This is a genomic window from Megasphaera intestinihominis (assembly GCF_040096415.1).
GTDB classification, from domain to species: domain Bacteria; phylum Bacillota; class Negativicutes; order Veillonellales; family Megasphaeraceae; genus Megasphaera; species Megasphaera intestinihominis.
On record NZ_JBBMEU010000163.1, the window covers coordinates 1 to 558 of the forward strand.

Below are 558 nucleotides of genomic sequence, written 5' to 3' on the forward strand. Positions count from 1 at the left end.
GCCACATGCGAGCCCCTACGCACAAGGCCATGGGCCGTGTATTTTTTTTGTCAGTAACCAGAGTTCTCATTCATCGCCTGTATGCGATATCGTAGGGGGACGCCCTGAAAGGCGTCCAGCCACGGCTGTCCGTTTTGGCAACCGTCCTGCGCCTTCCGTTGGTCGGCACCTGACGGGCCAAAAAGGCCGCCGTGAATCCTGCGCATAGCCGGAATTTATGACAGATGACACCCGGTCGTAATACAATCCTGAGTCTGTCGCGGCATAGCCGCATCTGAGTCCGTGAAAAAGCCGTGACCCGTGATTCGTAGCTCGTAAAATCCGCCATTATACCCGAATGGGTTGTGGTTAAATCTCACGGCGGGCCGCCTTACCCAGGCGGCCCCTACGCACACGGCCAATAGTCGTGTGTTTTTTGCGGTACGCAGGATCGCGGCGACCTGCCACCTGCGGCCGGCGAACTGCGTTCATTCCATGATTCAAAAAAAAGGGGCTGTAACAAAATGAGTTTTTTTGCTCATTTTGTTGCAGCCTTCCTTCTTTCCCATAACTAACACA

1 pseudogene is annotated in these 558 nt (G+C 54.3%); it reads right to left on the minus strand.

Annotation, left to right across the window (positions count from 1 at the left end):
- Window positions 1-348 precede the first annotated feature (348 nt).
- Window positions 349-558: pseudogene (locus WMO23_RS11470) on the minus strand (hypothetical protein); the annotation flags it as partial.